This is a genomic window from Methylobacterium sp. JK268, assembly GCF_054052225.1.
Map to the genome: position 1 here is coordinate 1 of NZ_JBSVZN010000042.1, position 24,552 is coordinate 24,552.

General features: G+C 71.8%; 21 protein-coding genes. 14 read left to right on the forward strand and 7 right to left on the reverse strand.

Annotated elements, in window-relative coordinates; translation table 11 throughout:
- Window positions 1–376: 376 nt before the first annotated feature.
- A complete protein-coding gene (locus ACW9J6_RS30960; RefSeq protein ID WP_457120163.1) occupies window positions 377–907 on the reverse strand; it encodes an ankyrin repeat domain-containing protein in 531 nt (176 codons plus the stop codon).
- 167 nt (window positions 908–1,074) lie between these two features.
- On the opposite strand from ACW9J6_RS30960, the gene ACW9J6_RS30965 reads away from it, so the two are divergent.
- The 7 genes from ACW9J6_RS30965 to pcaDC all read left to right on the forward strand — a co-directional run bounded on the left by ACW9J6_RS30965 (window position 1,075) and on the right by pcaDC (window position 8,522).
- Complete coding sequence (locus tag ACW9J6_RS30965; RefSeq protein WP_457120213.1) at window positions 1,075–2,706, forward strand: alpha-D-glucose phosphate-specific phosphoglucomutase; 1,632 nt, start codon at window positions 1,075–1,077, stop codon at window positions 2,704–2,706.
- Window positions 2,707–2,779: 73 nt separating this feature from the next.
- On the forward strand, window positions 2,780–3,607 hold the full coding sequence (locus tag ACW9J6_RS30970; RefSeq protein WP_457120164.1) for an IclR family transcriptional regulator: 828 nt from the start codon (window positions 2,780–2,782) through the stop codon (window positions 3,605–3,607).
- 75 nt (window positions 3,608–3,682) lie between these two features.
- Window positions 3,683–4,411 (forward strand): protocatechuate 3,4-dioxygenase subunit beta, encoded by a 729-nt coding sequence (gene pcaH, locus ACW9J6_RS30975; protein WP_457120214.1) that lies wholly within the window; start codon window positions 3,683–3,685, stop codon window positions 4,409–4,411.
- A gap of 1 nt (window position 4,412) precedes the next feature.
- A complete protein-coding gene (gene pcaG, locus ACW9J6_RS30980) occupies window positions 4,413–5,042 on the forward strand; it encodes a protocatechuate 3,4-dioxygenase subunit alpha (RefSeq protein WP_457120165.1) in 630 nt (209 codons plus the stop codon).
- Window positions 5,043–5,065: 23 nt separating this feature from the next.
- Window positions 5,066–5,899, forward strand: a complete 834-nt coding sequence (locus ACW9J6_RS30985; protein ID WP_457120166.1) for a 3-keto-5-aminohexanoate cleavage protein — start codon at window positions 5,066–5,068, stop codon at window positions 5,897–5,899.
- Window positions 5,900–5,972: 73 nt separating this feature from the next.
- Window positions 5,973–7,328 (forward strand): lyase family protein, encoded by a 1,356-nt coding sequence (locus ACW9J6_RS30990; protein ID WP_457120167.1) that lies wholly within the window; start codon window positions 5,973–5,975, stop codon window positions 7,326–7,328.
- A gap of 12 nt (window positions 7,329–7,340) precedes the next feature.
- Window positions 7,341–8,522: a bifunctional 3-oxoadipate enol-lactonase/4-carboxymuconolactone decarboxylase PcaDC gene (gene pcaDC / locus ACW9J6_RS30995; protein ID WP_457120168.1), complete on the forward strand. Its 1,182-nt coding sequence runs from the start codon at window positions 7,341–7,343 to the stop codon at window positions 8,520–8,522.
- A gap of 61 nt (window positions 8,523–8,583) precedes the next feature.
- On the opposite strand, the gene ACW9J6_RS31000 is transcribed toward pcaDC, so the two are convergent.
- Entirely contained in the window at window positions 8,584–9,705 is a 1,122-nt protein-coding gene (locus ACW9J6_RS31000) for an NADH:flavin oxidoreductase/NADH oxidase (protein ID WP_457120169.1), read from the reverse strand.
- A 112-nt stretch (window positions 9,706–9,817) separates the two neighbouring features.
- The gene (locus ACW9J6_RS31005) at window positions 9,818–11,767 is read right to left on the reverse strand and encodes a propionyl-CoA synthetase (protein WP_457120170.1); all 1,950 of its coding nucleotides are present in this window, start codon (window positions 11,765–11,767) and stop codon (window positions 9,818–9,820) included.
- Window positions 11,768–11,939: 172 nt separating this feature from the next.
- On the opposite strand from ACW9J6_RS31005, the gene ACW9J6_RS31010 reads away from it, so the two are divergent.
- Window positions 11,940–13,571, forward strand: coding sequence for an acyl-CoA synthetase (locus tag ACW9J6_RS31010; protein WP_457120171.1), 1,632 nt, complete (start codon window positions 11,940–11,942; stop codon window positions 13,569–13,571).
- A 331-nt stretch (window positions 13,572–13,902) separates the two neighbouring features.
- On the opposite strand, the gene ACW9J6_RS31015 is transcribed toward ACW9J6_RS31010, so the two are convergent.
- From ACW9J6_RS31015 to ACW9J6_RS31030, 4 genes are read right to left on the reverse strand one after another with little or no spacing between them, the layout of a single operon-like run.
- Window positions 13,903–14,349 carry an N-acetyltransferase family protein gene (locus ACW9J6_RS31015; RefSeq protein ID WP_457120172.1) on the reverse strand — a complete coding sequence of 149 codons (447 nt, stop codon included), beginning with the start codon at window positions 14,347–14,349 and terminating at the stop codon, window positions 13,903–13,905.
- 8 nt (window positions 14,350–14,357) lie between these two features.
- Entirely contained in the window at window positions 14,358–15,356 is a 999-nt protein-coding gene (gene glpX / locus ACW9J6_RS31020) for a class II fructose-bisphosphatase (protein WP_457120173.1), read from the reverse strand.
- Window positions 15,357–15,399: 43 nt separating this feature from the next.
- The gene (locus tag ACW9J6_RS31025; protein ID WP_457120174.1) at window positions 15,400–16,722 is read right to left on the reverse strand and encodes a homoserine dehydrogenase; all 1,323 of its coding nucleotides are present in this window, start codon (window positions 16,720–16,722) and stop codon (window positions 15,400–15,402) included.
- An 18-nt stretch (window positions 16,723–16,740) separates the two neighbouring features.
- A complete protein-coding gene (locus ACW9J6_RS31030) occupies window positions 16,741–17,508 on the reverse strand; it encodes a ceramidase domain-containing protein (RefSeq protein WP_457120175.1) in 768 nt (255 codons plus the stop codon).
- 92 nt (window positions 17,509–17,600) lie between these two features.
- On the opposite strand from ACW9J6_RS31030, the gene xth reads away from it, so the two are divergent.
- The 6 genes from xth (at window position 17,601) to ACW9J6_RS31060 (ending at window position 24,477) form a co-directional block, all read left to right on the forward strand.
- Window positions 17,601–18,392 carry an exodeoxyribonuclease III gene (gene xth / locus ACW9J6_RS31035; protein WP_457120176.1) on the forward strand — a complete coding sequence of 264 codons (792 nt, stop codon included), beginning with the start codon at window positions 17,601–17,603 and terminating at the stop codon, window positions 18,390–18,392.
- Between the two features lie 270 nt (window positions 18,393–18,662).
- On the forward strand, window positions 18,663–20,267 hold the full coding sequence (locus ACW9J6_RS31040) for an ABC transporter substrate-binding protein (RefSeq protein WP_457120177.1): 1,605 nt from the start codon (window positions 18,663–18,665) through the stop codon (window positions 20,265–20,267).
- A 290-nt stretch (window positions 20,268–20,557) separates the two neighbouring features.
- Window positions 20,558–21,511, forward strand: coding sequence for an ABC transporter permease (locus tag ACW9J6_RS31045; protein ID WP_457120178.1), 954 nt, complete (start codon window positions 20,558–20,560; stop codon window positions 21,509–21,511).
- 4 nt (window positions 21,512–21,515) lie between these two features.
- Window positions 21,516–22,427, forward strand: coding sequence for an ABC transporter permease (locus tag ACW9J6_RS31050; protein WP_457120179.1), 912 nt, complete (start codon window positions 21,516–21,518; stop codon window positions 22,425–22,427).
- The gene (locus ACW9J6_RS31055) at window positions 22,424–23,467 is read left to right on the forward strand and encodes an ABC transporter ATP-binding protein (RefSeq protein WP_457120180.1); all 1,044 of its coding nucleotides are present in this window, start codon (window positions 22,424–22,426) and stop codon (window positions 23,465–23,467) included. The genes ACW9J6_RS31050 and ACW9J6_RS31055 overlap by 4 nt, the downstream gene beginning before the upstream one ends.
- A gap of 2 nt (window positions 23,468–23,469) precedes the next feature.
- On the forward strand, window positions 23,470–24,477 hold the full coding sequence (locus ACW9J6_RS31060) for an ABC transporter ATP-binding protein (RefSeq protein ID WP_457120181.1): 1,008 nt from the start codon (window positions 23,470–23,472) through the stop codon (window positions 24,475–24,477).
- The last annotated feature ends 75 nt before the right edge of the window (window positions 24,478–24,552 follow it).

A 24,552-nucleotide genomic window follows, 5' to 3' on the forward strand; every position in this document is an offset into this window, starting at 1 on the left:
TCAAGTTGAAGAGTTGATCATGCGCTCGATCACAACATTGACAGGGCACACTCAGATCAGGTTTCCCCGACCCGGTGAGCTCCTGAGAAACGTCGGATCAAACGCTATCCTTCTCCGCCAGGGCATCGCGCCCCAGCCGCAAGGACAACGCCGTCCACGCTTCTCTTTCTCCGATGAACTTGTCAAAGAGCCTGTTCAACGGACAACCGAGCGATCCCGGGTAACCCACCCGGAGCCAGACCCGCAGTCTGTCCGAAAGAAGCAGAAGCGCCCGGGCCGCTGAGTTGCAACGGCCGGCGCCGATGGGTGGTCGTATACGCCCCGCTCCCAGACCCGTCAACACCCCCTGCGAAGTTTTTGCGACAGCCCCCTCCCCTCAGCGGCGGGCTGCGCGGGCGAGCTGGTCGGGGGTGTCCGGCGCGCTCATGGCGCGGGCCGCGGATTCCGCATCGTGGCCGGCGGCATCCCGGCGGGAAGGATCGGCGCCCCGCGCGAGAAGGAGGTCGACGATCTCCGTCCGGTTGAACATCGCGGCCGTCATCAGCGCGGTGCGCCCGTCCGGTCCGGCGCCGTCCACCGACGCGCCGCCGTCGAGGAGGGCGGTCACCGTCTCGGTCGCGCCCTTGAAGGCGGCGGCGGCGAGCGGCGTCTGCCCGCGGTCGTTCGCGATTTCCGCGTCGGCACCGTGCTCCAGGAGGACGCGCACGGCCTCCGTCTGACCGTGATAGGCCGCGAGCATCACCAGCGTGTCGCCCTTGTCGTTGCGCAGGTTCGCCGGCAGGCCCTGCCGAAGCAGCGCCTCGAGTTCGGCGGCGTAGCCGCTGCGCGCGAGCTGGAAGACGCGCCCGGCGAAAGCGATGGTCTCCTCGTCGAGGGCGGGGCGGGAAGCGGCGGGATCCTGCGTCATGCGGCGAGCCTGTCGTGGATGATCGCCGGGATATCGGGCGCGCGGCGGCCGGAAGCCAGGGGCGGGACTGGAAGGCGGCCACGCCAGCCGGCATAAGCGCCCGGATCGGCCGCGCGCCGGTCCGACCGCCCTGCCCGGCCGCCACGGCCTTCCGCGAGACGAACCCGATGACGATCCGCGCCGTCCCGACCACGCCCTTCCCCGACCAGAAGCCCGGCACCTCGGGCCTGCGCAAGAAGGTGCCGGTGTTCCAGCAGCCGGGCTACGTCGAGAACTTCGTGCAGGCGATCTTCGACAGCGTCGCGGGCCGCGAGGGCGCCACGCTGGTCGTCGGCGGCGACGGGCGCTTCCTCAACCGGGAGGTCGTGCAGACCCTCCTCAAGATGGCGGCGGCGAACGGCTTCTCGCGCATCCTGGTCGGGCGCGGCGGCCTCCTCTCGACGCCCGCCGCCTCCTGCGTGATCCGCAAGGTGGGGGCGATCGGCGGCGTCATCCTCTCGGCGAGCCACAATCCCGGGGGGCCGGACGGCGATTTCGGCATCAAGTTCAACGCCGCCAACGGCGGTCCCGCGCCCGAGACGGTCACGGACGCGATCTTCGCGCGCACCAAGTCCCTGACCGAGTACCGCATCATCGAAGCGCCGGACCTCGATCTCGACCGGCTCGGGGACATCGCCCTCGGGGACGCCACCGTCACGGTCATCGATCCGGTATACGATTACGCGGCCCTGATGGAGAGACTGATCGACTTTCCGCGGCTCGCGGCCCTGTTCCGGTCGGGCTTCCGCATGCGCTTCGACGCCATGAGCGCGGTGACCGGCCCCTATGCCACGGCGATCCTGGAGGGCCGCCTCGGGGCGGCGCCCGGCACCGTCGTGAACGCGCAGCCGCTCCCGGATTTCGGAGGCCACCACCCCGACCCGAACCCGGTCCACGCCCACGACCTGATGGCGCTGATGCACGGGCCCGACGCGCCGGATTTCGGCGCCGCCTCGGACGGCGACGGCGACCGCAACATGATCGTCGCGCCGGGCCTGTTCGTCACTCCGAGCGACAGCCTCGCGGTGATCGCCGCGCAGGCCCACCTCGCGCCGGGCTATGCGGCGGGTCTCGCGGGCGTCGCGCGCTCGATGCCGACGAGCCGGGCGGTGGACCGGGTGGCGGCGCGGCTCGGCATCCCGGTCTACGAGACCCCGACCGGCTGGAAGTTCTTCGGCAACCTGCTCGATGCCGGCCGCATCACCCTCTGCGGCGAGGAGAGCGCCGGAACCGGCTCGAACCACGTGCGCGAGAAGGACGGCCTCTGGGCGGTGCTGCTCTGGCTCAACATCCTGGCGGTGACCGGCAAGCGCGCCGACGCGCTCCTGCGCGAGCACTGGGCGGCCTATGGGCGCGACTACTACGCGCGCCACGACTACGAGGAGGTCGATTCCGCCGCCGCGGAGGGCCTGATGGAGGCCCTGCGGGCGCAGCTCGCGGATCTGCCCGGCCGGCGCTTCGGGGATCTCACCGTCGAGACCGCCGACGATTTCGCCTACGCGGATCCGGTGGACGGCTCCGTGACGCGCCGCCAGGGCATCCGCATCCTGTTCCGCGAGGATGCCCGCGTGGTGTTCCGGCTCTCGGGCACCGGCACGGTCGGGGCGACCTTGCGCGTCTACCTCGAACGCTTCGAACCCGATCCGGCCCGGCACGATCGACCGACCGCCGAGGTGCTCGCGCCGGTCGTGGCCGCGGCCGAGGCCATCGCCGGGATCACGGCCCGGACCGGCCGCCGGGAGCCGTCCGTCGTGACCTGACAGCCGCGATAGCGGTTGACAGAAACTGGAACTGCGTTCAGATCTGGAACTATGTTCCAGATCTGAGGACGCGATGGCGGCCGGATTGCTGCGACGGGTGCTGGACGTGGTGGAGCTGCTCGCGGGGCACGCGCGCGGCCTGCCGCTCCAGACGATCGCCGACACGCTCGACATGCCCAAGAGCGGCGCGCACCGCCTGCTCGCGGAGCTGTCCGCCTACGGCTACGTCACGCAGGACCCCGACAGCTTCCGCTACCTGCTGACCACCAAGTTCGCCACGCTCGGGCTGAAGCACCTCGCGAATTCAGGCGTGGTCGACGTCTCGCAGTCGGTGCTGAACCGGCTCGCGGAGCGAAGCGGAGAGCTGGTCCGCCTCGCCATCGTCGACTACCCACGCCTCGTCTGGGTGGCGAAGGCGCAGGGCGCCCGCTCGGGGCTGCGCTACGACGGCGACATGGGCGCCGAGGCGAGCCTCACCACCGCCTCCACCGGCATCGTCTGGCTGGCGAGCCTCTCGGACGAGGAGGCCGTTCGGCTCGCCCTCGGCCAGGGCTTCCGGCCACCGGGCAGTGCCGGCCCCAACGCCCCGCAGACCCTCCCGGCCCTCCTCGCCCTCGTCGAGGAAGCGCGCCGCCGCGGCTACGCCTGGGTGCACGAGACCCACGCCGCGGGCACCGCCGCCATGGCCGCCAATATCCTGCATCCAGCGACCGGCCGGGCGATCGGCAATGTCAGCATCACCGGGCCGAGCGCGCGCCTCACCGAGGCCTATCGGGACTCGCTCGCGCCGGACCTGCTGGAGGCGGCGGCCACGCTCTCGGCGATCGGACCGCTGTCGGACTACCTCGGCGCGCTGAATGGCGGGCGGCAGCCCGCCGCAGCGGCCGCCGGGAGCGCCTGACGCCGGCTCTTGGCAGGGCGGCCGCAGGGCGCGCATGGTGTGCAAAAACCCCGTCACGGGGAGGGAGGAGCGATGATGACGGACCTGGAACGAGAATTCCTGCAGCGCGACCGGCGCATCCATCCACCGGCCTTCACGGCGGATTACAAGACGAGCGTGCTGCGCTCGCCGCAGCGGGCGATGATCTCCCTGCAATCCTCCCTCTCCGAGGTGACCGGGCCGACCTTCGGCCAGGCCGAGCTCGGCCCCCTCGATAACGACCTGATCCTGAACTACGCCAAGGACGGCGAGCCGATCGGCGAGCGGATCCTGGTCCACGGCCTCGTGCGCGACGAGAACGGCCGGGGCGTCCCCCACACGCTCGTCGAGTTCTGGCAGGCCAATGCGGGTGGGCGCTACCGCCACCGCAACGACCGCTACCTCGCGCCGATCGACCCGAATTTCGGCGGCTGCGGCCGGGCGCTCACCGACGAGAACGGCTACTACTACTTCCGCACCATCAAGCCCGGCCCCTATCCGTGGCGGAACTTCCTCAACTCGTGGCGGCCGGCCCACATCCACTTCTCGGTGTTCGGCTCCGGGTTCGCCCAGCGACTCATCACCCAGATGTATTTCGAGGGCGACCCGCTGATCTGGCGCGACCCGATGGTGCTCGGGATCCCCGATCGCGACGCGGCCGCGCGGCTGATCGCGCCCCTCGACCTCGAATCCGCCATCCCCCTCGACATGCTGGCCTACCGCTTCGACATCGTCCTGCGCGGCCGTCAGCAGACGCTCTTCGAGAACAAGCTGCAGGGGAACTGAGATGAACCCGCCCTTCCATCGCCTGCACGAGACCGCCTCGCAGACCGCCGGCCCCTACGTCCATATCGGACTGATCCCGCATCAGGCCGGCTTCGACATCTTCGAGACCAACTTCTCGAACGTCCTGGCCGGGCCGGGCACGGCGGGCGAGCGCATCCGCCTGGAGGGCCGCGTCTTCGACGGCGCCGACGAGCCCGTCCGCGACGTGCTGGTGGAGATCTGGCAGGCCAACGCCGCAGGGCGCTACAACCACCCGGCCGACCGGCAGGAGGACAAGCCGCTCGACCCGGATTTCCGCGGCTGGGGGCGCACCGGCTCGAACTTCGAGACCGGAATCTGGTCGTTCGAGACGGTCAAGCCCGGCCCGGTGGTCGGGCGCAAGGGCCACCGCCCGATGGCGCCGCACGTCAACCTCTGGATCGCCGCCCGCGGCATCAATATCGGGCTCCAGACCCGGCTCTACTTCGCGGACGAGGCGGAGGCGAACGCCGCCGACCCGGTGCTCGGGCTGATCGAGCAGCGCGGGCGGCGCGAGACGCTGATCGCCCGGCGCGAGGCCCGCGATCTGCCCACCTACGTGCTCGACATCCGGCTCCAGGGCCCGAACGAGACCGTCTTCTTCGACGTCTGACAGAAATCCGGAGGAACGCCCCCATGAAGCCCGTCGTCATCGCGGTCGCGATCACCGGCTCGGTGCCGCGCAAGAAGGACAACCCCGCCGTCCCGACCCGCGTCTCCGAGCAGATCGAGTCCACCCATCAGGCCTTCGAGGCCGGCGCCACCCTGGTGCACATCCACGTCCGCAACGACGACGAATCGCCCTCCTCCGATCCCGAGCGGTTCGCGGCGGTGCAGGAGGGCGTGCGCAAGCACTGCCCCGGCATGATCGTGCAGTTCTCCACCGGCGGCCGCGGCCGCGACCCCAGCGCGCGCGGCCTGTCGCTGGTTCACCGGCCCGACATGGCCTCGCTCTCGACCGGCTCGGTCAACTTCCCGTCGATCGTCTACGAGAACCCGGCCTCGCTGGTCACCGACCTCGCCACCCAGATGCGCGAGCACGGGATCCGGCCGGAGATCGAGGTGTTCGACCTGTCGCACCTCCACGGGGCGAAGCGCCTGATCGAGGCGGGGCTGATGGATGCCGCGCCCCACGTGCAGTTCGTGATGGGCGTGAAGAACGCCATGCCGGCGGAAGAGCACCTCCTCGACATCCTCCTCGCCGAGACCCGCCGAATCCTGCCCCAGGCGACCTGGACGGCGGCCGGGATCGGCCGCGAGCAGGCCCGGGTGATGGAATGGGCGCTCGCGCGCGGCGCCGACGCGGTGCGCACGGGCCTCGAGGACAACATCCGGGTGACCAAGGACCGGCTGGCCGCGAGCAACGCCGAACTGGTGTCGCTCGCCGCCGAGGCGGTGCAGCGGCATGGGCGCCGCGTCGCCACGCCGGCCGAGGCCCGCGAGATCCTGCACCTGCGCCCGGCGGCGTGAGGGCACCCCCCGCCCCTCCCCCCGCCGAGGGGGAGGGGCGGGGCGCGATCACTCCCCCAACCGAGGCCTCGCCATGACCTTCTCGGCCCTCGATTCCGCTCTGCTCGGCCCGCTCTTCGCGACCGACGCGATGCGGTCGGTCTTCACCGACGAGGCCCGGGTCGCCGCGATGCTGCGCGCGGAGGCCGCCCTCGCCCGCGCCGAGGCGGCGTCCGGGCTGGTGCCCGACGCGCTCGCCGGCGCCATCGCGGCGATCGCCCCCGCCTCCCTCGATCCCGCCGCCCTCGGCCGCAGGACGGCGGTGTCGGGCGTGCCGGTGATCCCCTTCGTGAAGGCCGTGCAGAAGGCGCTGCCGGACACGCTCGCGAGCGGGTTCCACAAGGGGACGACCACGCAGGACATCGCCGACACCGCCCTCGTCCTCCAGATCCGCGACGCCCTCGGCCTAGTGGCCGAGGACCTTCGGGCCATCGTCGCCGGCCTCGCCGCCCTGGCGCGGCGCCATCGCGAGACGCCCTGCGTCGGCCGCACCTACGGCCAGCAGGCGGCCCCGGTCACCTTCGGCGCCAAGGCGGCCCTGTGGGCGCTCGGGATCGCCGAACTCGCCGGCGACCTCCCGCGCCTGCGCGGCAAGGTGCTGACCGCCTCGCTCGGCGGCCCGGTCGGCACCCTGGCAGGCCTCAAGGACGCGGCAGATGCGGTGTCCGCGCGCTTCGCCGCGGACCTCGACCTGCGCCACGATCCGGCGCCCTGGCACAGCCGCCGCGGCCGCATGGCCCAGACCGGCACGTGGCTCGTCCTGGTGATGGGTGCGCTCGCCAAGCTCGCGACCGACGTGGCGCAGCTCGCCAGCACCGAGGTCGGCGAGGTCGCCGAGCCCTTCGTGCCGGGGCGGGGCGGCTCCTCGGCCATGCCCCACAAGCGCAACCCGGTCTCCTCGACGGTGATCCTGGCGAATTTCAGCGCCGCGAAGGGGCAGGTGCTGCCGCTCCTCGACGGGATGGCGGCCGCCCAGGAACGGCCGGCCGGCGCGTGGCACGCGGAGTGGCACGCCCTGCCCTCCCTGTTCGGCCTCGCCTCCGGGGCGCTCCGCGAGGCCAGGGCCCTGGCCGAGGGCCTGGTGCCCGATCCGGACCGGATGCGCGCCAACCTCGACCTGACCCGGGGCCTGCTCTTCGCCGACGCGGCGGCGGCGCGGCTCGCCCCGCATCTCGGCGCGGAGGCGGCCCACCGCCTCGTCGAGGAGGCGGCCGGCGCCGTCCGCGCGGGTGAGGGCAGCCTCGCCGAGGTTTTGGCCGCCCGGCCCGAGACGGCGGGCCTCGATCTCGCGCCGGCCTTCGACCTGACGCAGGCGATCCGCGCCGGCGCCCGGACCGCCGACCACGCCCTCGCCGAGGCGGCGCGCTACGTCGCCCTCCTCGCCCCCTGACCGGAGGAACTCATGCCCGTCATCGACGCCAACGGCACCCGCCTCGCCTACGAGATCTCGGGTCCGACCGGCGCGCCCGTGGTCGCCTTCTCGAACTCGCTCGGCACGACCATGGCGATGTGGGACCCGCTAGTCCCGTTCCTGCGCGGCCGCTACCGGGTGCTGCGCTACGACACGCGGGGCCACGGCGCCTCGCAGGTCCGCGACGAGCCAGCCTCGGTGGAGGATCTCGCGGACGACCTCCTCGGGCTCCTCGACGGGCTCGGCATCGCGCGCGCCCACGTGGTCGGTCTGTCTCTCGGCGGCATGACCGGCCAGGCCCTCGCCATGCGCGCCCCCGAGCGGGTGCTGAGCCTGACGCTGATGGCCACCGCCGCCGAGATGCCGAGCGAGGCGAGCTGGAACGAGCGCGCGAACACCGTGCGGGCGCAGGGCACGGAAGCGATCGTCGACGCCACCATGGAGCGCTGGTTCACGCCGGACTTCCCGCGGAATGCCCCCGCGGCGGTGGCGCCGGTGCGACGGCAATTCGTGGAGACCGACCGGGCCGGCTACGCGGTCTGCTGCACCGCCATCGGGCGCATGGACCTCCGGCCCGGCCTCGGCCGCATCACCGCGCCGACCCTGGTGATCGCCGGCCGCGACGATCCGGCGACGCCGCCGGCGAAGTCGGAGGAGATCTGCGCGGGCATCCCGCAGGCCGAGCTGGTGGTCCTGCCCCGGGCCCGCCACCTCCTCGCGGTGGAGCACCCGGAGGCGGCTGCCTCCCACCTCCTCGCCTTCCTCGACCGGCACCGCGGCGCCGCGGAGGCGGCCACCGGGGCGCTGGCCTTCGCGGAGGGGCTGGCGAACCGCCGCAGCGTGCTCGGCGAGGAGCACGTGGACCGCTCGCTCGCGGCGGCCGGGACCTTCGCGGGACCCTGGCAGGACTTCATCACGCGCACCGCCTGGGGCGAGGTCTGGGGCGACCCGCGCCTGCCCTGGAAATCGCGCTCGCTCATCACGCTGGCGATGATGGTGGCGCTCGGGCGGGAGGAGGAGTTCAAGCTCCACGTCCGGCCGGCGCTGAGCAACGGCGTCACGCCGTCGGAGCTTCAGGCGCTCTTGCTCCAGACCGCGATCTACGCGGGCGTCCCGGCGGCGAACGGGGCTTTCCGCTGGGCCAAGCAGGTGCTGGAGGACGAGCTGGAGTAGCGCGACCGTCCACCCTCCCCCCTCTGCGGGGGAGGGTAGATCAGCGCGGACCCGACGTGCCTCAGCGCTGGCCGAACGCCGCGTCCTTGAACAGCTCCTTGAACTCGCGCGGCTGCGAGCGCCAGTACTGCTGGGGCGCGCGCACCCGCGCCCCGAGTTCGGCCGCCGCGTGCCAGGGCCAGCGCGGGTCGTAGAGCATGGCACGGGCGAGCGAGACCGCGTCGGCCTTGCCCTCGACCAGGATCGTCTCCGCCTGGCGCGGCTCGGTGATCAGGCCGACCGCGATCGTGGTGAGGTCGGTCGCCTGCCGCACCCGCTCCGCGAAGGGCACCTGGTAGCCCGGGCCGAGCGTGATCTTCTGCAGGGGGGAGACGCCCCCGGTGGAGACGTGGATCGCCGCGGCCCCGCGCGCCTTCAGGGCCTCCGCGAAGGCGACCGTCTGCTCGACCTCCCAGCCCTCCTCCACCCAGTCGGTGGCCGAGACGCGCGCCCAGACCGGCTTGCCCGCGGGCACGGCGTCGCGCACCGCGTCGAACACTTCCAGCGGGAAGCGCATCCGGTTCTCCAGGCTGCCGCCATAGGCGTCGGTGCGCCGATTCGACAGCGGCGAGAGGAACTGGTGCAGCAGATAGCCGTGGGCGGCGTGGATCTCCACCGCGTCGAGGCCGAGCCGCATGGCGCGCTTGGTGGTGGCCACGAAGTCGTCGCGGATCCGCTTGAGGTCGGCGGCGTCGAGGGCGCGGGGCGCCACCTCGCCCTCCCCGTGCGGCAGCGGCGAGGGCGCCTCGGTGAGCCAGCCGTGGGGATTCTCCGGCGCGATCTGCGCGCCGCCGCGCCAGGGCACCTCGCTCGACGCCTTGCGCCCCGCATGGGCGATCTGGATGCAGAGCGGCAGGGGCGCGTAGTTCCGCACCGCGGCGAGAACCCGCCCCAGCTCGCGCTCGCAGGCATCGTTGTAGAGGCCGAGATCGCCGTAGGTGATGCGCGCCTCCGGCGACACCGCCGTCGCCTCAAGGGTGAGGAGGCCGGCTCCCGACATCGCGAGCTGGCCGAGATGCATCATGTGCCAGTCGCTGGCCTCGCCGTCGCGCGCCGAATATTGGCACATGGGCGCGATGATGATGCGGTTCTCGAGATCGAGGCCGTCGAGGCGCAGGGGCTCGAACAGGCGGGGCGTGGTCATTCGGGGACCTCCGTGACGGACGGCGTCTATCTGGACGCGACGGCGCTCACGGAAAAGCCCCGTCCGCACCGCCGCGGATCATCCCCGCGCCCGGGACATGGCCGCCGCTTGCTCAACCAATGCCGCGCGCCCGCAAGGTCGCCCCGATCTCGTCGAGGATCGCCGGATCGTCGATGGTCGGGGGCGTGGTCCAGGTCTCGCCGTCGGCGATCTTCTTCATGGTGCCGCGCAGGATCTTGCCGGAGCGGGTCTTCGGCAGACGCCCGACCGTGAGCGCGAGCTTGAAGGCCGCCACCGGTCCGATGCGCTCGCGCACCAGCGCGACGAGGTCCGCCTCCACCTCGGCCGGCGAGCGGTCGACGCCGGACTTCAGCACCACGAAACCGCAGGGCACCTCCCCCTTGAGGCTGTCGCGGATGCCGATCACCGCGCATTCGGCGACGGCCGGGTGCGAGGCCAGCACCTCCTCCATGCCGCCGGTCGAAAGCCGATGGCCCGCCACGTTGATGATGTCGTCGGTGCGGCCCATCACGAAGACGTAGCCGTCCCCGTCGAGGAAGCCGGCATCCGACGTGTTGTAGTTGCTCGGGAAGGTGGTGAGGTAGCTCTCGCGGAAGCGCTCGTCCTGCTGCCAGAGCGTCGGCAGGCAGCCGGGCGGCAGCGGCAGGCGCAGCGCGATGGTGCCCATCGTGTCGGGGGGCACCGGCTTGCCGCTCTCGTCGAGCACCTGCACGTCGTAGCCCGGCATCGGCACGGTGGGGCTCCCGTGCTTCACCGGCAGCAGGCCGAGGCCGACCGGGTTCGCGGCGATCGGCCAGCCGGTCTCCGTTTGCCACCAATGGTCGACGACCGGCGTGCCGAGGATGCGCTCCGCCCAGGCCACCGTGTCGGGATCGGCCCGCTCGCCCGCCAGGAACAGGGTGCGGAAACGCGAGAGGTCGTGGCCTCGCAGCAGCCGCGCCTCCGGATCCTCCTTCTTCACCGCGCGAAGCGCCGTCGGCGCCGTGAACAGCGCCACGGCCCCGGTCTCGGCGATCACCCGCCAGAAGGCGCCCGCGTCGGGCGTGCCGACCGGCTTGCCCTCGTAGAGCACCGTCGTGCAGCCGTGCAGGAGCGGCCCGTAGACGATGTAGGAATGGCCCACCACCCAGCCGACGTCGGAGGCGCACCAGTACACCTCGCCGGGCCGGATGCCGTAGAGGTGCGGCATCGACCAGGCCAGCGCCACGAGGTAGCCGCCGGTGTCGCGCACCACGCCCTTCGGCTTGCCCGTCGTGCCGGACGTGTAGAGGATGTAGAGCGGATCGGTCGCCGCGACCGGAACGCACGCCGCGCGGTGACCCGCGGCGCGGGCGGCCGCCACCGCTTCGGCCCAATCGCGGTCGCGCCCCGGGACGAGGGCGGCGGGCGCCTGGGGACGCTGCAGGATCAGGCAGGAGGTCGGCCTGTGGGCCGAGAGCCGGCAGGCCTCGTCGAGGAGCGGCTTGTAGGGGACGACGCGCCCGGGCTCGACGCCGCAGCTCGCCGCCAGCACCACCGTCGGAGCGGCATCCTCGATGCGCGCGGCGAGTTCCTTGGCGGCGAAGCCGCCGAACACCACCGAATGCACCGCGCCGAGCCGCGCGCAGGCGAGCATGCCGAACAGCGCCTCGGGCACCATCGGCATGTAGAGCACCACCCGGTCGCCCCGCCCGACCCCGAGGTCCCGGAGCACCGCGGCCAGCACCGCGACCTCGTCCTGCAGCTCCGCGTAGGTGATGCGCCGCTTCGTCCCCGTGACCGGGGAATCGTACAGGATCGCCGCCTGCTCGCCCCGCCCCGCCGCCACGTGCCGGTCGACGGCGTTGTGGCAGGCATTGACCTCGGCGCCCACGAACCAGCGGCCGTAGATCCCGGCCGCCGGGTCGAAGGTGGCGGTCGCGGGCCGGTCCCAGTCGATGGCGCGGGCAGCCTCGGCCCAGAACGCCGACGGGTCCAGCGCCCAGGCGGAATAGACCTCTGCGTAGCGGCTGCCCGTCGTGGTCTCTTGCGTCGTGCTGTCCGGCGTCGTCGTGTCCGTCATGGCGACCTCCCCGTGTGTTTGGCTCCGGCTTAAGGCAGGCGGGTCTCGCGTTGAATTCGCCGATGCGCCTACGCCTTTCGTGCCACGCGCCACTTCCGTGGATGTCGGCGCGGGCCGCCCTCCGCTACATTGCGGCACGCGCCGCGAACGCGCGAGATCCGGGAGACGCTCGATGACCGCCGAGACCATCTACGACCGTGGCCTCGATCGGAACCCCGCGAATTTTCAGCCGCTCACGCCCCTTACCTTCCTGGAGCGCGCCGCGATGGTTTTTCCGGACCTCGTCGCGGTCATCCACGGGCCGCTGCGGCGCTCCTACGCGGAGCTCTACGCGCGCAGCCGCCGCCTCGCCGCGGCGCTTGCCGCCCGCGGCATCGGGCGCGGCGACACGGTCGCGGTGATGCTCGCCAACACGCCGGCGATGATCGAATGCCATTACGGGGTGCCGATGGCGGGCGCGGTGCTCAACACCCTGAACACGCGGCTCGATCCGGCCATCCTCGCCTTCTGCCTCGATCACGGCGAGGCCAAGGTGCTGATCACCGACCGGGAATTCGCCCGGGTGATCGGGCCGGCCCTCGCCCAGGCGAGCGTCAAGCCGCTGGTGATCGACTACGACGATCCCGAATATGCCGGCGCCGGCGAGCGCCTGGGCACCCTCGAGTACGAGGCGTTCCTGGTCACCGGCGATCCCGCCTACGCCTGGTCCCTGCCGGCCGACGAGTGGGACGCGATCTCGCTCAACTACACGTCGGGGACGACCGGCGATCCCAAGGGGGTGGTCTACCATCACCGCGGCGCGTCGCTCCTCGCGGTCGGCAACGTGGTGGCGGGCCAGCTCGCGCGGCACCCGGTCTATCTGTGGACCCTGCCGATGTTCCACTGCAACGGCTGGTGCTTCCCCTGGACCCTGTCGGTGGTGGCCGGCACCCATGTCTGCCTGCGGCAGGTGCGGGCGAAGGCGATGTACGACGCGATCGCGGATCACGGGGTCACCCACCTGTGCGGCGCGCCGATCGTGATGTCCCTGCTCATCAACGCGCCGGCGGCCGAACGGCGCGACCTGCCGCACCGGGTCGCATTCCTCACCGCGGCGGCGCCCCCGCCCGAGGCGGTGCTCGCCGGCATGGCGGAGGCGGGGTTCGACGTCACCCACGTCTACGGCCTGACCGAGACCTACGGCCCGGCCGTGGTGAACGAGTGGCACGCGGATTGGGACGCCCTCGGTAAGGCCGAGCAGGCGGCCCGCAAGGCGCGCCAGGGCGTGCGCTACCCGCCCCTCGAAGCTCTCGACGTGCTCGACCCCGAGACCATGGAGCCGGTGCCGGCGGACGGCGCCACCCTCGGCGAGGTGATGTTCCGCGGCAACGTGGTGATGCGCGGCTACCTCAAGAACCCCACGGCTACCGAGGCCGCCTTCCGCGGCGGCTGGTTCCACTCGGGCGATCTCGGCGTCAAGCACCCGGACGGCTACGTCCAGCTCAAGGACCGGTCGAAGGACATCATCATCTCGGGCGGCGAGAACATCTCGTCGATCGAGGTCGAGGAGGCCCTGTTCAAGCATCCGGCAGTGGCGGCGGCGGCAGTGGTGGCCAAGCCCGACGAGAAGTGGGGCGAGACGCCCTGCGCCTTCGTGGAGCTCAAGGCCTCCGAGATGGTCTCCGCGGAGGAGCTGATCGGCTGGTGCCGGCAATCCCTCGCGTCCTACAAGGTGCCGCGGCACGTCGTGTTCACGGAATTGCCCAAGACCTCGACCGGCAAGGTGCAGAAATTCGTGCTGCGGGAGATGGCCAAAGCGCTCTGACGACGGCGCTCCATCGGGACTGCGCCCACAGGGCACCGCTCGGTGCGATGCGGCCCATCCCCTGCCCGTTCGATCGCGGGCTTGGCCGAGCTCTCACGGGCAGGCGAGATCGCGCGTCATCCTCGACCGCTGGATGCCTGGCGGCGGCTTCCGGATCCGAAAGCCCGCGGAGCCGGAAGGGCGCGGGCGGGCTCCGCAAGCAAACCCTTCCCACCCGGCCCCAGCCGCCTTGAAGGAGCGCCCGACCCGGGTGGAATCGGGCGCGGCCCGAGGTCTCCGAGGCCGCCGCATCCGCGACGCCGAACCGGCATCCAGGTCAGCGGACGATGCGCTAAAGCATCTTTCGGTACTGGATGAACCCCGACCGGTCGGCGAGCGTGTCGTAGAGCGCCCGCGCCGTTACGTTGCCCTCCTGCGTTAGCCAGTAGACCCGGCTCGCGCCCTCGGCCCGCGCCGCCGCGTAGACCGCCTCGATCAGTGCCCGGCCGACCCCCTGGCCGCGCGCGGCTTCCGCCGTGAACAGGTCCTGCAGGTAGCAGTAGGGTCCGACCGTCCAGGTCGAGCGGTGATAGACGTAGTGGACGAGGCCGATCACCGCCCCGTCCCCCTCGGCCACGAGCCCGTGCATGGGCTCGGCCGGGTCGTGGAGGCGCGCCCAGGTCACGTCGCTGACGGCCGGCGCCACGCTCGCGCCGTAGAAGCGCAGGTATCCCTGCCAGAGCGGGTCCCAGGCGGCCCGCTCGTCGGGCCGCAGGGAACGGATCGTGAGCGTCGTCACCGCCGGGCCTACTTCAGGTGGAACTTGTCGAAGTCGCGATGCTCGGCCTGGATGCGGCGCACCGTGCCGGTATGCGAGCGGTAGACGATCGTGTCGGTCTGCACGACTTGCCGTCCGAAGCGCACGCCCTTGACCAGGGCGCCGTCGGTCACGCCGGTCAGCGCCACCACCACGTCGCCCCGGGCGAGATCCTCAAGCTCGTAGCGGCGGTTCGGATCCTGCACGCCCATCTTGGCGGCGCGGTCGCGCTTCTCCTGCGTGTCGAGGATCAGCCGGCCCTGCATCTGGCCGCCGATACAGCGCAGCGCCCCGGCCGCCAGAACGCCCTCCGGCGCCGCGCCGATGCCGAGATAGATGTCGATCCCGGTCTCCTCCGGCATGGTCGTGAAGATCACGCCCGCGACATCGCCGTCGGAGATCAGCCGCACGGCCGCGCCGGTCCGGCGGATCGCCGCGATCAGGTCGGTGTGGCGCGGCCGGTCGAGGACCAGCGCCGTGATCTCGGAGGCGGGCACGCCCTTGGCCTTGGCCAGCGCGTGGATGTTGTCCTCGGGGCTGGCGTCGAGATCGACGACGCCCTTGGCGTAGCCGGGACCGACCGCGATCTTGTGCATGTAAACGTCGGGGGCCGCCAGCAGCGTGCCGCCCTCCGCCATCGCCATCACGGCGACCGAGCCCGGCATGTCCTTCGCGCAGAGCGTGGTGCCCTCGAGCGGATCGACCGCGATGTCGACCTTCGGCCCCTGCCGGTTGCCCAGGGTCTCGCCGATGAACAGCATCGGCGCCTCGTCGCGCTCGCCCTCCCCGATCACCACGGTGCCGTCGATCGGCAGGCGGTTGAGCTCCCGGCGCATCGCGTCGACGGCGGCCTGGTCGGCGGCCTTCTCGTTGCCCTGGCCGCGCAGGCGGGCCGCCGCGACCGCCGCGCGTTCGGTGACGCGCACCAGTTCGAGGGTGAGGATGCGCTCGATGATCGGGCTGGGGCTGGCCTTGCTGGCGTCCGACATGCGGTGAAGGTCCCTCAACAAACTCGGGGTGGGCTCGGCCGCGTCAGTCGCGCTCGATGCGGATGAGCTGGGGCGGCTCCGACAGGAAGCCGTCCGCCGCCATGGCGTCGAGGCTCGCGCGGATCGCGGCCTCGGTCGCCGCGTAGGTGATGAGCACGAGCGGCACGGGCACGCCCGACCGGCCGTGCGGGTCCTGCGCGGCGGCGTTCTCGGACCGGCGCTGCAGGATGCTCTCGAGGGAGATGTCGCGCTCCGCCATCCGGGTCGCCACGCCCGCGGCGACGCCGGGCCGGTCGTGGACGGTGAGGCGCACGTAGTAGCCGCCCTCGTGGCGCTGCATCTCGGCGCGGGGCGCGCGCGTCAGGGCCGCGACCGGCCGGCCGAAGGCGGGGCCGATCCGGCCCCCGGCCACATCCGCGATGTCGGCCACCACGGCCGAGGCGGTGGCGTCGCCGCCCGCGCCGGGACCGATCAGCGTCAGTTCCCGCAGGGCGTCGGTGTCGACCGTCACGGCATTCGTCACGCCCATCACCTGGGCGATCGCGGAGGATTTCGGCACCATGGTCGGGTGCACGCGCTGCTCGATGCCGGCCGGCGTCGCCTCAGCCACCCCGAGGAGCTTGATCCGGTAGCCGAGTTCGTCGGCCATGCGCAGGTCGAGGGGCGTGATCGCCGAGATGCCCTCGACCGAGATCCCGTCCGCGTCGATCTCCACGCCGAAGGCGAGGCTGGTGAGCACCGCGAGCTTGTGGGCGGTGTCGAAGCCCTCGACGTCGAAGGTCGGGTCGGCCTCGGCGTAGCCCAGCGCCTGCGCGTCCTTCAGGCAGGCCTCGAAGGTCAGCCCCTCGAGCTCCATGCGGCTGAGGATGTAGTTGCAGGTGCCGTTCAGGATCCCGTAGACCCGCGAGATCCGGTTGCCGGACAGGGCCTCGCGCAAGGTCTTGACGATCGGGATTCCGCCGGCCGCCGAGGCCTCGAAGGCGAGCGCCACGCCGGCCTGCTCCGCCGCACGGGCGAGCGCCGCGCCGTGGCGGGCGAGCAGCGCCTTGTTGGCGGTGACCACGGACTTGCCCGCCGCGAGCGCCGCCTCGACGGTCGCCCGGGCCGCGCCCTCGGCCCCGCCGATCAATTCGACCACGCAGTCCACCTCGCCCGAGCGGGCGAGCGCCACCGGATCCTCGAACCACGAGACCTCGGCGAGCGCGAGGCCGCGGTCGCGGGAGCGGTCCCGGGCCGAGACGGCGGTCACCCGCACCGGGCGCCCGGCGCTCTCCGCGAGGGCGCTCCCGCGGCGCTCCAGCATGCGGATCACCGACGCGCCGACCGTTCCGAGACCGGCGATGCCGAGACGGAGACTCTGGGTCATGCGCGTATCCAACGACCTTCACGGGACCCGAAGCGCAGCCTCGGGCGGACGCGGCCCTTCTGCAACGATTTCCGGGTGCGTGCAAGGAAGCGGGACACCCCGTCCCTCGCGGTCCCGGTAGCCGGCCGCCACCGCGACGAGCCCGGCGAGGACGGCGGCGTTGAGGCCGTGCCAGATCCAGTGCGTGCCGATCGGCAGCACGGGGCAGAGCGGCTGGTCGAGGGTGCGCGCCGTGAGCGAGAGCAGGAGCAGGCCCGCGATCCCGAACAGCGCGAGGCCCGCCCGCTGCTGCGCGGGACGGGGCGCGATCCGCAGGGCCGTCGCGACGCCGAGGAGACCGATCAGCGCCGGCAGGTAGGCGACGGAGCCGTAGGTCGCGGGCCCGACCGGCGAGTCTGCGAGGGCCGAAAGCGCCGGTTCGAGAGCGGAGCCCGCGAGCCCGAAGGCGAGGGTCGCCAGGAGGCTGGCCGTCACGCCGAGACCCAGCATGCGACGGAGGGCGAGAAAGAAATAGGCGTGGATGAACACCGCGATCGGCAGCACGTCGGCGAGTTCGGCCCAGCGCACGGCCAGGGTGTGGAACAGGAAGCTGCCGAGGCCGATCACCCCGATCAGCGCGGCGAGCGCGATCGCGGCGGCGTCGCGCGGCGCGCGGCGGCGTTCCGCCACGAGCAGGGCCACGGCGGCTACCAGGAAGGCGCCGTTCGAGAGCGCGTTCAGCGGCTCCGCCCAGAACCCGGCATCGCGCCGCTCGCAATACGCGCAGATCGGCTCCCACCATCCCATCGGCTCATCCCCCCACGGCCCGGGCTCTCCTTGCAATGGTGCGGCGAAACCCCGATGACGGTCGCCGCCACCCCCTCGCCCCGCGGGTTCCGATGCGGATCACCACCTGGAACGTCAACTCGGTCAAGCAGCGCCTCGGGCACCTCCTGTCCTTCCTGGAGGAGGCCAAGCCCGATGTGGTCTGCCTCCAGGAACTGAAATGCGTCGACGAGGTCTTCCCGCGCACGGAGATCGAGGAGGCGGGCTACGTGGTGGCGACCCACGGCCAGAAGGGCTTCAACGGCGTCGCCCTGCTGGCGCGCCAGCCCCTGCCCCTGCGCGACGTCACCCGCGGGCTGCCGGGCGATCCGGAGGATGTCCAGTCGCGCTACATCGAGGCGGCGATCCCGGTCGGCGGCACGACGGTGCGGGTCGCCTCGATCTATCTCCCGAACGGCAATCCGGTTGGAACGGCCAAGTTCGACTACAAGCTCGCCTTCCTGCGCCGCCTCCTCGCCCATGCGCGGGCCCTGCGCGAGCGCGAAGAGGTGCTGGTGCTTGCCGGCGACTACAACGTGATCCCCGACCCCGTCGACGTCGCCAATCCCGAGGCGTGGCTGGAGGACGCCCTGTTCCGGCCCGAGAGCCGGGCCGCCTTCCGGGCGCTCCTCAACGAGGGTTTCACCGACGCCCTGCGGGCCTGCGACGAGCGGCCGGGCCTCTACACGTTCTGGGATTACCAGGCCGGCGCGTGGTCGCGGAATCTCGGAATCCGCATCGACCACCTGCTTCTCTCGCCCCAGGCCCTCGACCGGCTCGTGTCGGCCTCGGTGCAGAAGCATCTTCGCGCCCTGGAGAAGCCGTCGGACCACGTGCCGGTGACGGTGGAGCTCGACATCAACTGACCGCGCCCGCCGCGCCGCGGCGCGGGAGGAGGTTCCCGCGCGGCCCTCTCAGCACACGTGCGACGTCGCGAGATGACCGGCCCGACATTGAGCGTTCACGACCGGTCCCGGGACGCGGCAAAGCTGGTGATCGGCGCCGGCGGGGAACGAAAGACTCCAATCTGCCTATTTTTGAGGCAGATGATCCGGGTCGCTCCCGCGCCCGCCGCCCCGGCCCTGGCAGGGTCCTTGCAGAGCCCGCGACGCCATTGAGCGACGCGAGGTGTATCCGTGAGGCCCAGTTCCTTCCGCAGCCCGATCCTGGCCCTGGCGCTCGGCGCCCTCCTCACCGGGCAAGCGGCCGCGCAGGGGGTGCTCCGCATCGGCATGACGGCGTCGGACATCCCGCTGACCACCGGCCAGCCCGACAATGGCGGCGAGGGCATGCGCTTCATGGGCTACACGGCCTACGACGCGCTCATCAACTGGGACCTGAGCAGCGCCGACAAGGCCGCGGACCTCACCCCGGGTCTTGCCACCACCTGGAAGGTGGATCCGAACGACAGGACGAAGTGGATCTTCACGCTGCGCGACGGCGTGACCTTCCACGACGGGTCGGCCTTCGACGCCGCCGCGGTGATCTGGAACCTCGACAAGATCCTGAAGTCGGACTCGCCGCAATACGACGCCCGCCAGGCGGCGCAGGGCCGGGTCCGCATCCCGACCGTGACCGGCTACCGCGCCGTCGACGCCAGCACGGTCGAGATCACCACCAAGACGCCGGACGCGACCTTCCCGTACCAGATCTCCTGGATCCTGATGTCCTCGCCCGCGAACTGGGAGAAGCAGGGCCGGAGCTGGGACGCGGTCGCCAAGGCGCCCTCAGGCACCGGTCCCTGGAAGATCACCGCTTTCGTGCCCCGCGAGCGGGCCGAGATGGTCCCCAACAAGTCCTACTGGGACAAGGACCGGGTGCCCAAGCTCGACAAGCTGGTGCTCGTCCCGCTGCCCGAGGCGAATGCCCGCGTGGCGGCCCTGCGGTCGGGCCAGGTGGACTGGATCGAGGCCCCCGCTCCCGACGCGATCCCGTCCCTCAAGGCGGCCGGCCTAAAGATCGTCACCAACGTCTACCCGCACAATTGGACCTGGCACCTGTCGCGGGCGGAGGGCTCGCCCTGGAACGACATCCGCGTGCGCAAGGCCGCGAACCTCGCCATCGACCGCGAGGGGTTGAAGGAGTTCCTGGGCGGCCTCGCGAGCCCGGCCCAGGGCTTCATGCCCCCGGGCCACCCGTGGTTCGGCCACCCGAGCTTCACGCTCGCCTACGATCCCGAGGCGGCGAAGAAGCTCCTGAAGGAGGCCGGCTACGGCCCCGCCAAACCGATCACCACCAAGATTCTGATCTCGGCCTCCGGCTCCGGCCAGATGCAGCCGCTGCCCATGAACGAGTTCCTGCAGCAGAACCTCGCGGAGGTCGGCATCAAGGTCGATTTCGAGGTCGTCGAGTGGAACACGCTCATCAACATCTGGCGCGCCGGGGCCAAGTCGGATCTCGCCCGCGGCGCCACGGGCATGAACTATTCCTACCTGATCCAGGATCCCTTCACCGCGTTCATCCGCCACACGCAGTGCAGCCTGGCGCCGCCGAACGGCACCAACTGGGGCTATTACTGCGATCCCGAGATGGACAAGCTGATCGATCAGGTCCGCACCACGTTCGATCCGGCGGCGCAGACCGCGATCCTGCAGAAGATCCACGAGAAGTTCGTGGACGATGCACTGTTCCTGATGGTCACGCACGACGTCAACCCGCGCGCCATGAGCCCGAAGGTGAAGGGCTTCGTGCAGGCGCAGAGCTGGTACCAGAACTTCTCGTCGATCTCGATGGACAAGTAGAGGACGGTGTCTGCTTGAGGCCGGTATCTGCACTTGGATTTTGCGGAGCGTCCAGCCTCACGCGGGGCCCCTCCCCCCTTTGCGGGGGAGGGCGGCGAACGGAGTGAGCGCAGGGGGACGAAGTCCCGCCGAGAGGGGCGGCGCGACGCTGCCGAGTCTGGCGCCCCTCACCACGGCTCAGCCATTTCCGGAAGCGTGGTTCCCCTCTCCCGCCCGGCTCCGCCGGGCACCCTCCCCCGCAGAGGGGGAGGGTTCGGGCCCGGCACCGAGAGACAACGACAAGAGGCCTCATGCTCTCGTTCATCCTGAAGCGCGTCGCCTACGCGGCGCCGGTCGCCCTGGGGGTCAGCGTCGTCTGCTTCCTCCTGGTCCATCTCGCGCCGGGCGATCCCCTGAGCGCGATCCTGCCGGTCGACGCCACCGCCGAGATGCAGGAGCAGATGCGGGCGGCCTACGGCTTCGACAAGCCGCTGCCGGTCCAGTACGCCCTCTGGCTCTGGAAGGTGCTGCACGGCGATCTCGGCACGTCGATCGCCACCGGGAGGCCGGTGGTGTCGGAGGTCGGACGCGCCGTCACCAACAGCCTCATCCTGGCCGCGTCCGCGACGCTGATCGGCTTCACCTTCGGCACCTTCTTCGGCTTCGTCGCCGGCTACGCCCGGGATTCTTGGCTCGACCGTCTCGCCTCGGCGATCGCGGTGTTCGGCGTCAGCGTGCCCCATTACTGGCTCGGCATCGTGATGGTGATCGTGTTCTCGGCGACGCTGGGCTGGCTGCCGCCCACCGGCGCGGGGCCGCAGGGGTCGGGCGAGTGGTGGCCCGACGCCGAGCACCTGCGCTTCCTCGTGCTGCCGGCCGTCACCATGTCGGTGATCCCCATGGGTGTGATCTCCCGGACCGTGCGGGCGCTGGTCGGCGACATCCTGCACCAGGACTTCGTGCAGGCCCTGCGCGCCAAGGGCCTCTCGGAATTCGGCGTCTTCCGGCACGTGGTGAAGAACGCGGCGCCCACCGCCATCGCCATCATGGGCCTGCAGCTCGGCTACCTGCTCGGCGGCTCGATCCTGGTCGAGACCGTGTTCGCGTGGCCCGGCACCGGCTTCCTCCTCAACGCGGCGATCTTCCAGCGCGACCTGCCCCTGCTCCAGGGGACGATCCTCGTGCTGGCGATGTTCTTCGTGACCCTCAACCTCCTGGTCGACGTGGTCCAGACCGCCCTCGACCCGCGCATCCAGAGGGCCTGAGCCGATGACCTCCCCGACCACCCTGGCGCCGGACGCGGGCGCGGCCGCGGTTCCCACGGAGGCGCCCGTCCAGGCCGGGCGCGGCTACTGGGCGAGCGTGCTGGCCCGGCTCCTGCGCGACCCGGTCGCGATGGCGGCCGCCCTGGTGATCCTGCTGATCGTGCTCGCCGCGCTCTTCGCCCCCCTCATCGCGCCGATGGACCCGTTCAAGGGGTCGATGATCCGCCGCCTCAAGCCGATCGGCGACGCCACCTACCTCCTCGGCTCCGACGAGCTCGGCCGCGACATGCTGAGCCGTCTCCTCTACGCGGGCCGGCTCTCGCTGTTCATGGGCGTGCTGCCAGTCCTCATCGCCTTCTTCCTCGGTTCGGGGCTCGGCATCCTCGCCGGCTACGCGGGCGGCTGGGTCAACACGCTGGTGATGCGGGTCGTGGACGTGTTCTTCGCCTTCCCGTCGGTTCTCCTCGCCATCGCGCTGTCGGGGGCGCTGGGGGCCGGCATCCTCAACTCGATCGTGTCGCTCACCGTCGTGTTCGTGCCGCAGATCACCCGGGTCGCCGAGAGCGTGACGGTGCAGATCCGCAACCGCGACTACGTGGAGGCGGCGCGCGTCTCCGGCGCCAACCCGCTGCGCGTCGTGCGCGTGCAGGTGCTCGGGAACGTCCTGGGGCCGGTCTTCGTCTACGCGACGAGCCTGATCTCGGTCTCGATGATCCTGGCCTCGGGCCTGTCCTTCCTGGGCCTCGGCGTGAAGCCGCCGGAGCCCGAATGGGGCCTGATGCTCAACACCCTGCGCACCGCCATCTACGTCAACCCGGTGGTGGCGGCACTCCCCGGCGTGATGATCTTCCTCACCTCCATCTCCTTCAACCTGCTCTCCGACGGGCTGCGCTCGGCCATGGAGGTTCGCTCATGAGCGAGACGCCCGATCCCCGCGACCGCGGCGGCCCCGCCCAGCCCCTCCTCTCCGTGACGGGCCTCGTGAAGCATTTCGGGAGCAAGGGCGGCTTCCTCGCCAAGGGCCCGGTGGTTCGCGCCGTCGACGGCGTCGACTTCGCCATCCTGAAGGGCGAGACCCTCGGCGTCGTCGGCGAATCCGGCTGCGGCAAGTCGACGACCGCCCGGCTCCTGATGCAGATCATCGCTCCGGACCGGGGCGAGATCGTCTTCGACGGCGAGCTCCTGGGCTCGCGCGCCCTCGACCTGAAGAGCTACCGGCGCCAGGTCCAGATGGTGTTTCAGGATTCCTACGCCTCCCTCAACCCGCGGCTGACCGTGGAGGAGACGGTGGCGTTCGGCCCGCAATCGCACGGGCTGTCGCGGCGCCAGGCGCTCGGGCGCGCGCACGACCTCCTGCGCCGCGTCGGCCTTGAGCCCGCGCGCTTCGGCGGGCGCTACCCGCACGAGGTCTCGGGTGGCCAGCGCCAGCGGGTCAACATCGCCCGGGCGCTCGCCCTGGAGCCGCGCCTGCTCATCCTGGACGAGGCGGTCTCGGCCCTCGACAAATCCGTGGAGGCGCAGGTGCTGAACCTGCTCGCCGACCTCAAGCGGGAATTCGGCCTCACCTACATGTTCATCTCGCACGACCTCAACGTCGTGCGCTTCATGTCGGACCGGGTGATGGTGATGTATCTCGGCAAGGTCGCCGAGGTCGGGCCCGCCGACGCCATTTTGGCGGCCCCGCGCCACCCCTATACGGCCGCCCTCCTCGCCTCGCAGCCCTCCACCGATCCCGGCGCCCGGATCGAGGAGGCGCCCCTCACCGGCGACCCCCCGAACCCGATCAACCCGCCCCCGGGCTGCCGCTTTCACACTCGGTGCCGCTTCGCCGCCGACGTCTGCCGCAGCCGCGAGCCGGGGCTCGACGAGGTCGCGCCCGCGCACGAGGCCGCCTGCCACCTCGCGGTGCCGGGCTCCGGCCATCCCGACGCCCCCTCCCTCCCGATCGCGGCCTGACCATGAACGCCCCCCTGCGCGCCCCGCAGACCGCGACCGACGCGCTCGTCCAGGTCCGCGGCCTCACCGTCGACTTCCTCGGCGGGCGCAAGCCCGTCCGGGCGGTGGGCGGCGTCGATCTCGACCTGAAGGCCGGGGACGCCCTGGCGCTGCTCGGTGAATCCGGCTCGGGCAAGAGCGTGACCCTCCGGGCGCTGATGCGGCTCCTGCCGGAGAAGCGCGCCCGCATCGGCGGCGACCTCCGGGTCGACGGACAGGACGTGCTCGGCCTCGGCCGCCGCAGCCTCGCGGCCTATCGGGGCGGTACTGTCTCGATGATCTTCCAGGATCCGGGGCTCGCCCTGGATCCGGTCTACCGGATCGGCGACCAGATCGCCGAGGCGGTGGTGCGCCACGAGGGGGCGAGCGTCGCGGCCGGCCGGGCACGGGCGCTCGAACTCTTCGAGCGGGTGCACATCCCGTCGCCGGCGCGGCGCCTCGACGCCTATCCGCACGAGTTGTCGGGCGGGATGCGCCAGCGCGCCATGATCGCGCTCGCGCTCGCCTGCCGGCCGAAGCTGCTCCTCGCCGACGAGCCCACCACGGCCCTCGACGCCACGGTGCAGATCCAGATCCTGCTCCTGCTGCGCGAGCTGCAGCGGGATCTCGGCCTGGCGGTGATCTTCGTGACGCACGATGTCGGGGTCGCCGTGCAGGTCGCCGACCGGGTGGCGGTGATGTATGGCGGCCACCTCGTCGAGGTCGGGTCGAGCGGCGCGGTCATCGGGACGCCCGCTCATCCCTACACGCGGGGCCTGCTCGCCTCCCGCATCACGCCGGCCTCGCCGAAGGGCGTGCGGCTGGCGACGATCCCGGGTTCCCCTCCGGATCTCGCCGACCCGCCGCCGGGCTGCCCCTTCGAGCCGCGCTGCGCCAAGGCCGCCCCGGTCTGCCGCGACGGGCTGCCCGCGCGGATCGACGTCGCGCCGGGCCACGCGGCGCGGTGCCGACGCATCGGCGACGCCGCCTGAGCGCGCGGGCCCTGCCGCAGAGGAGCCTTCGCGCGCTTCGGGCGTTTGACCCCGGCGCCGATCGCCGCCAGTGAG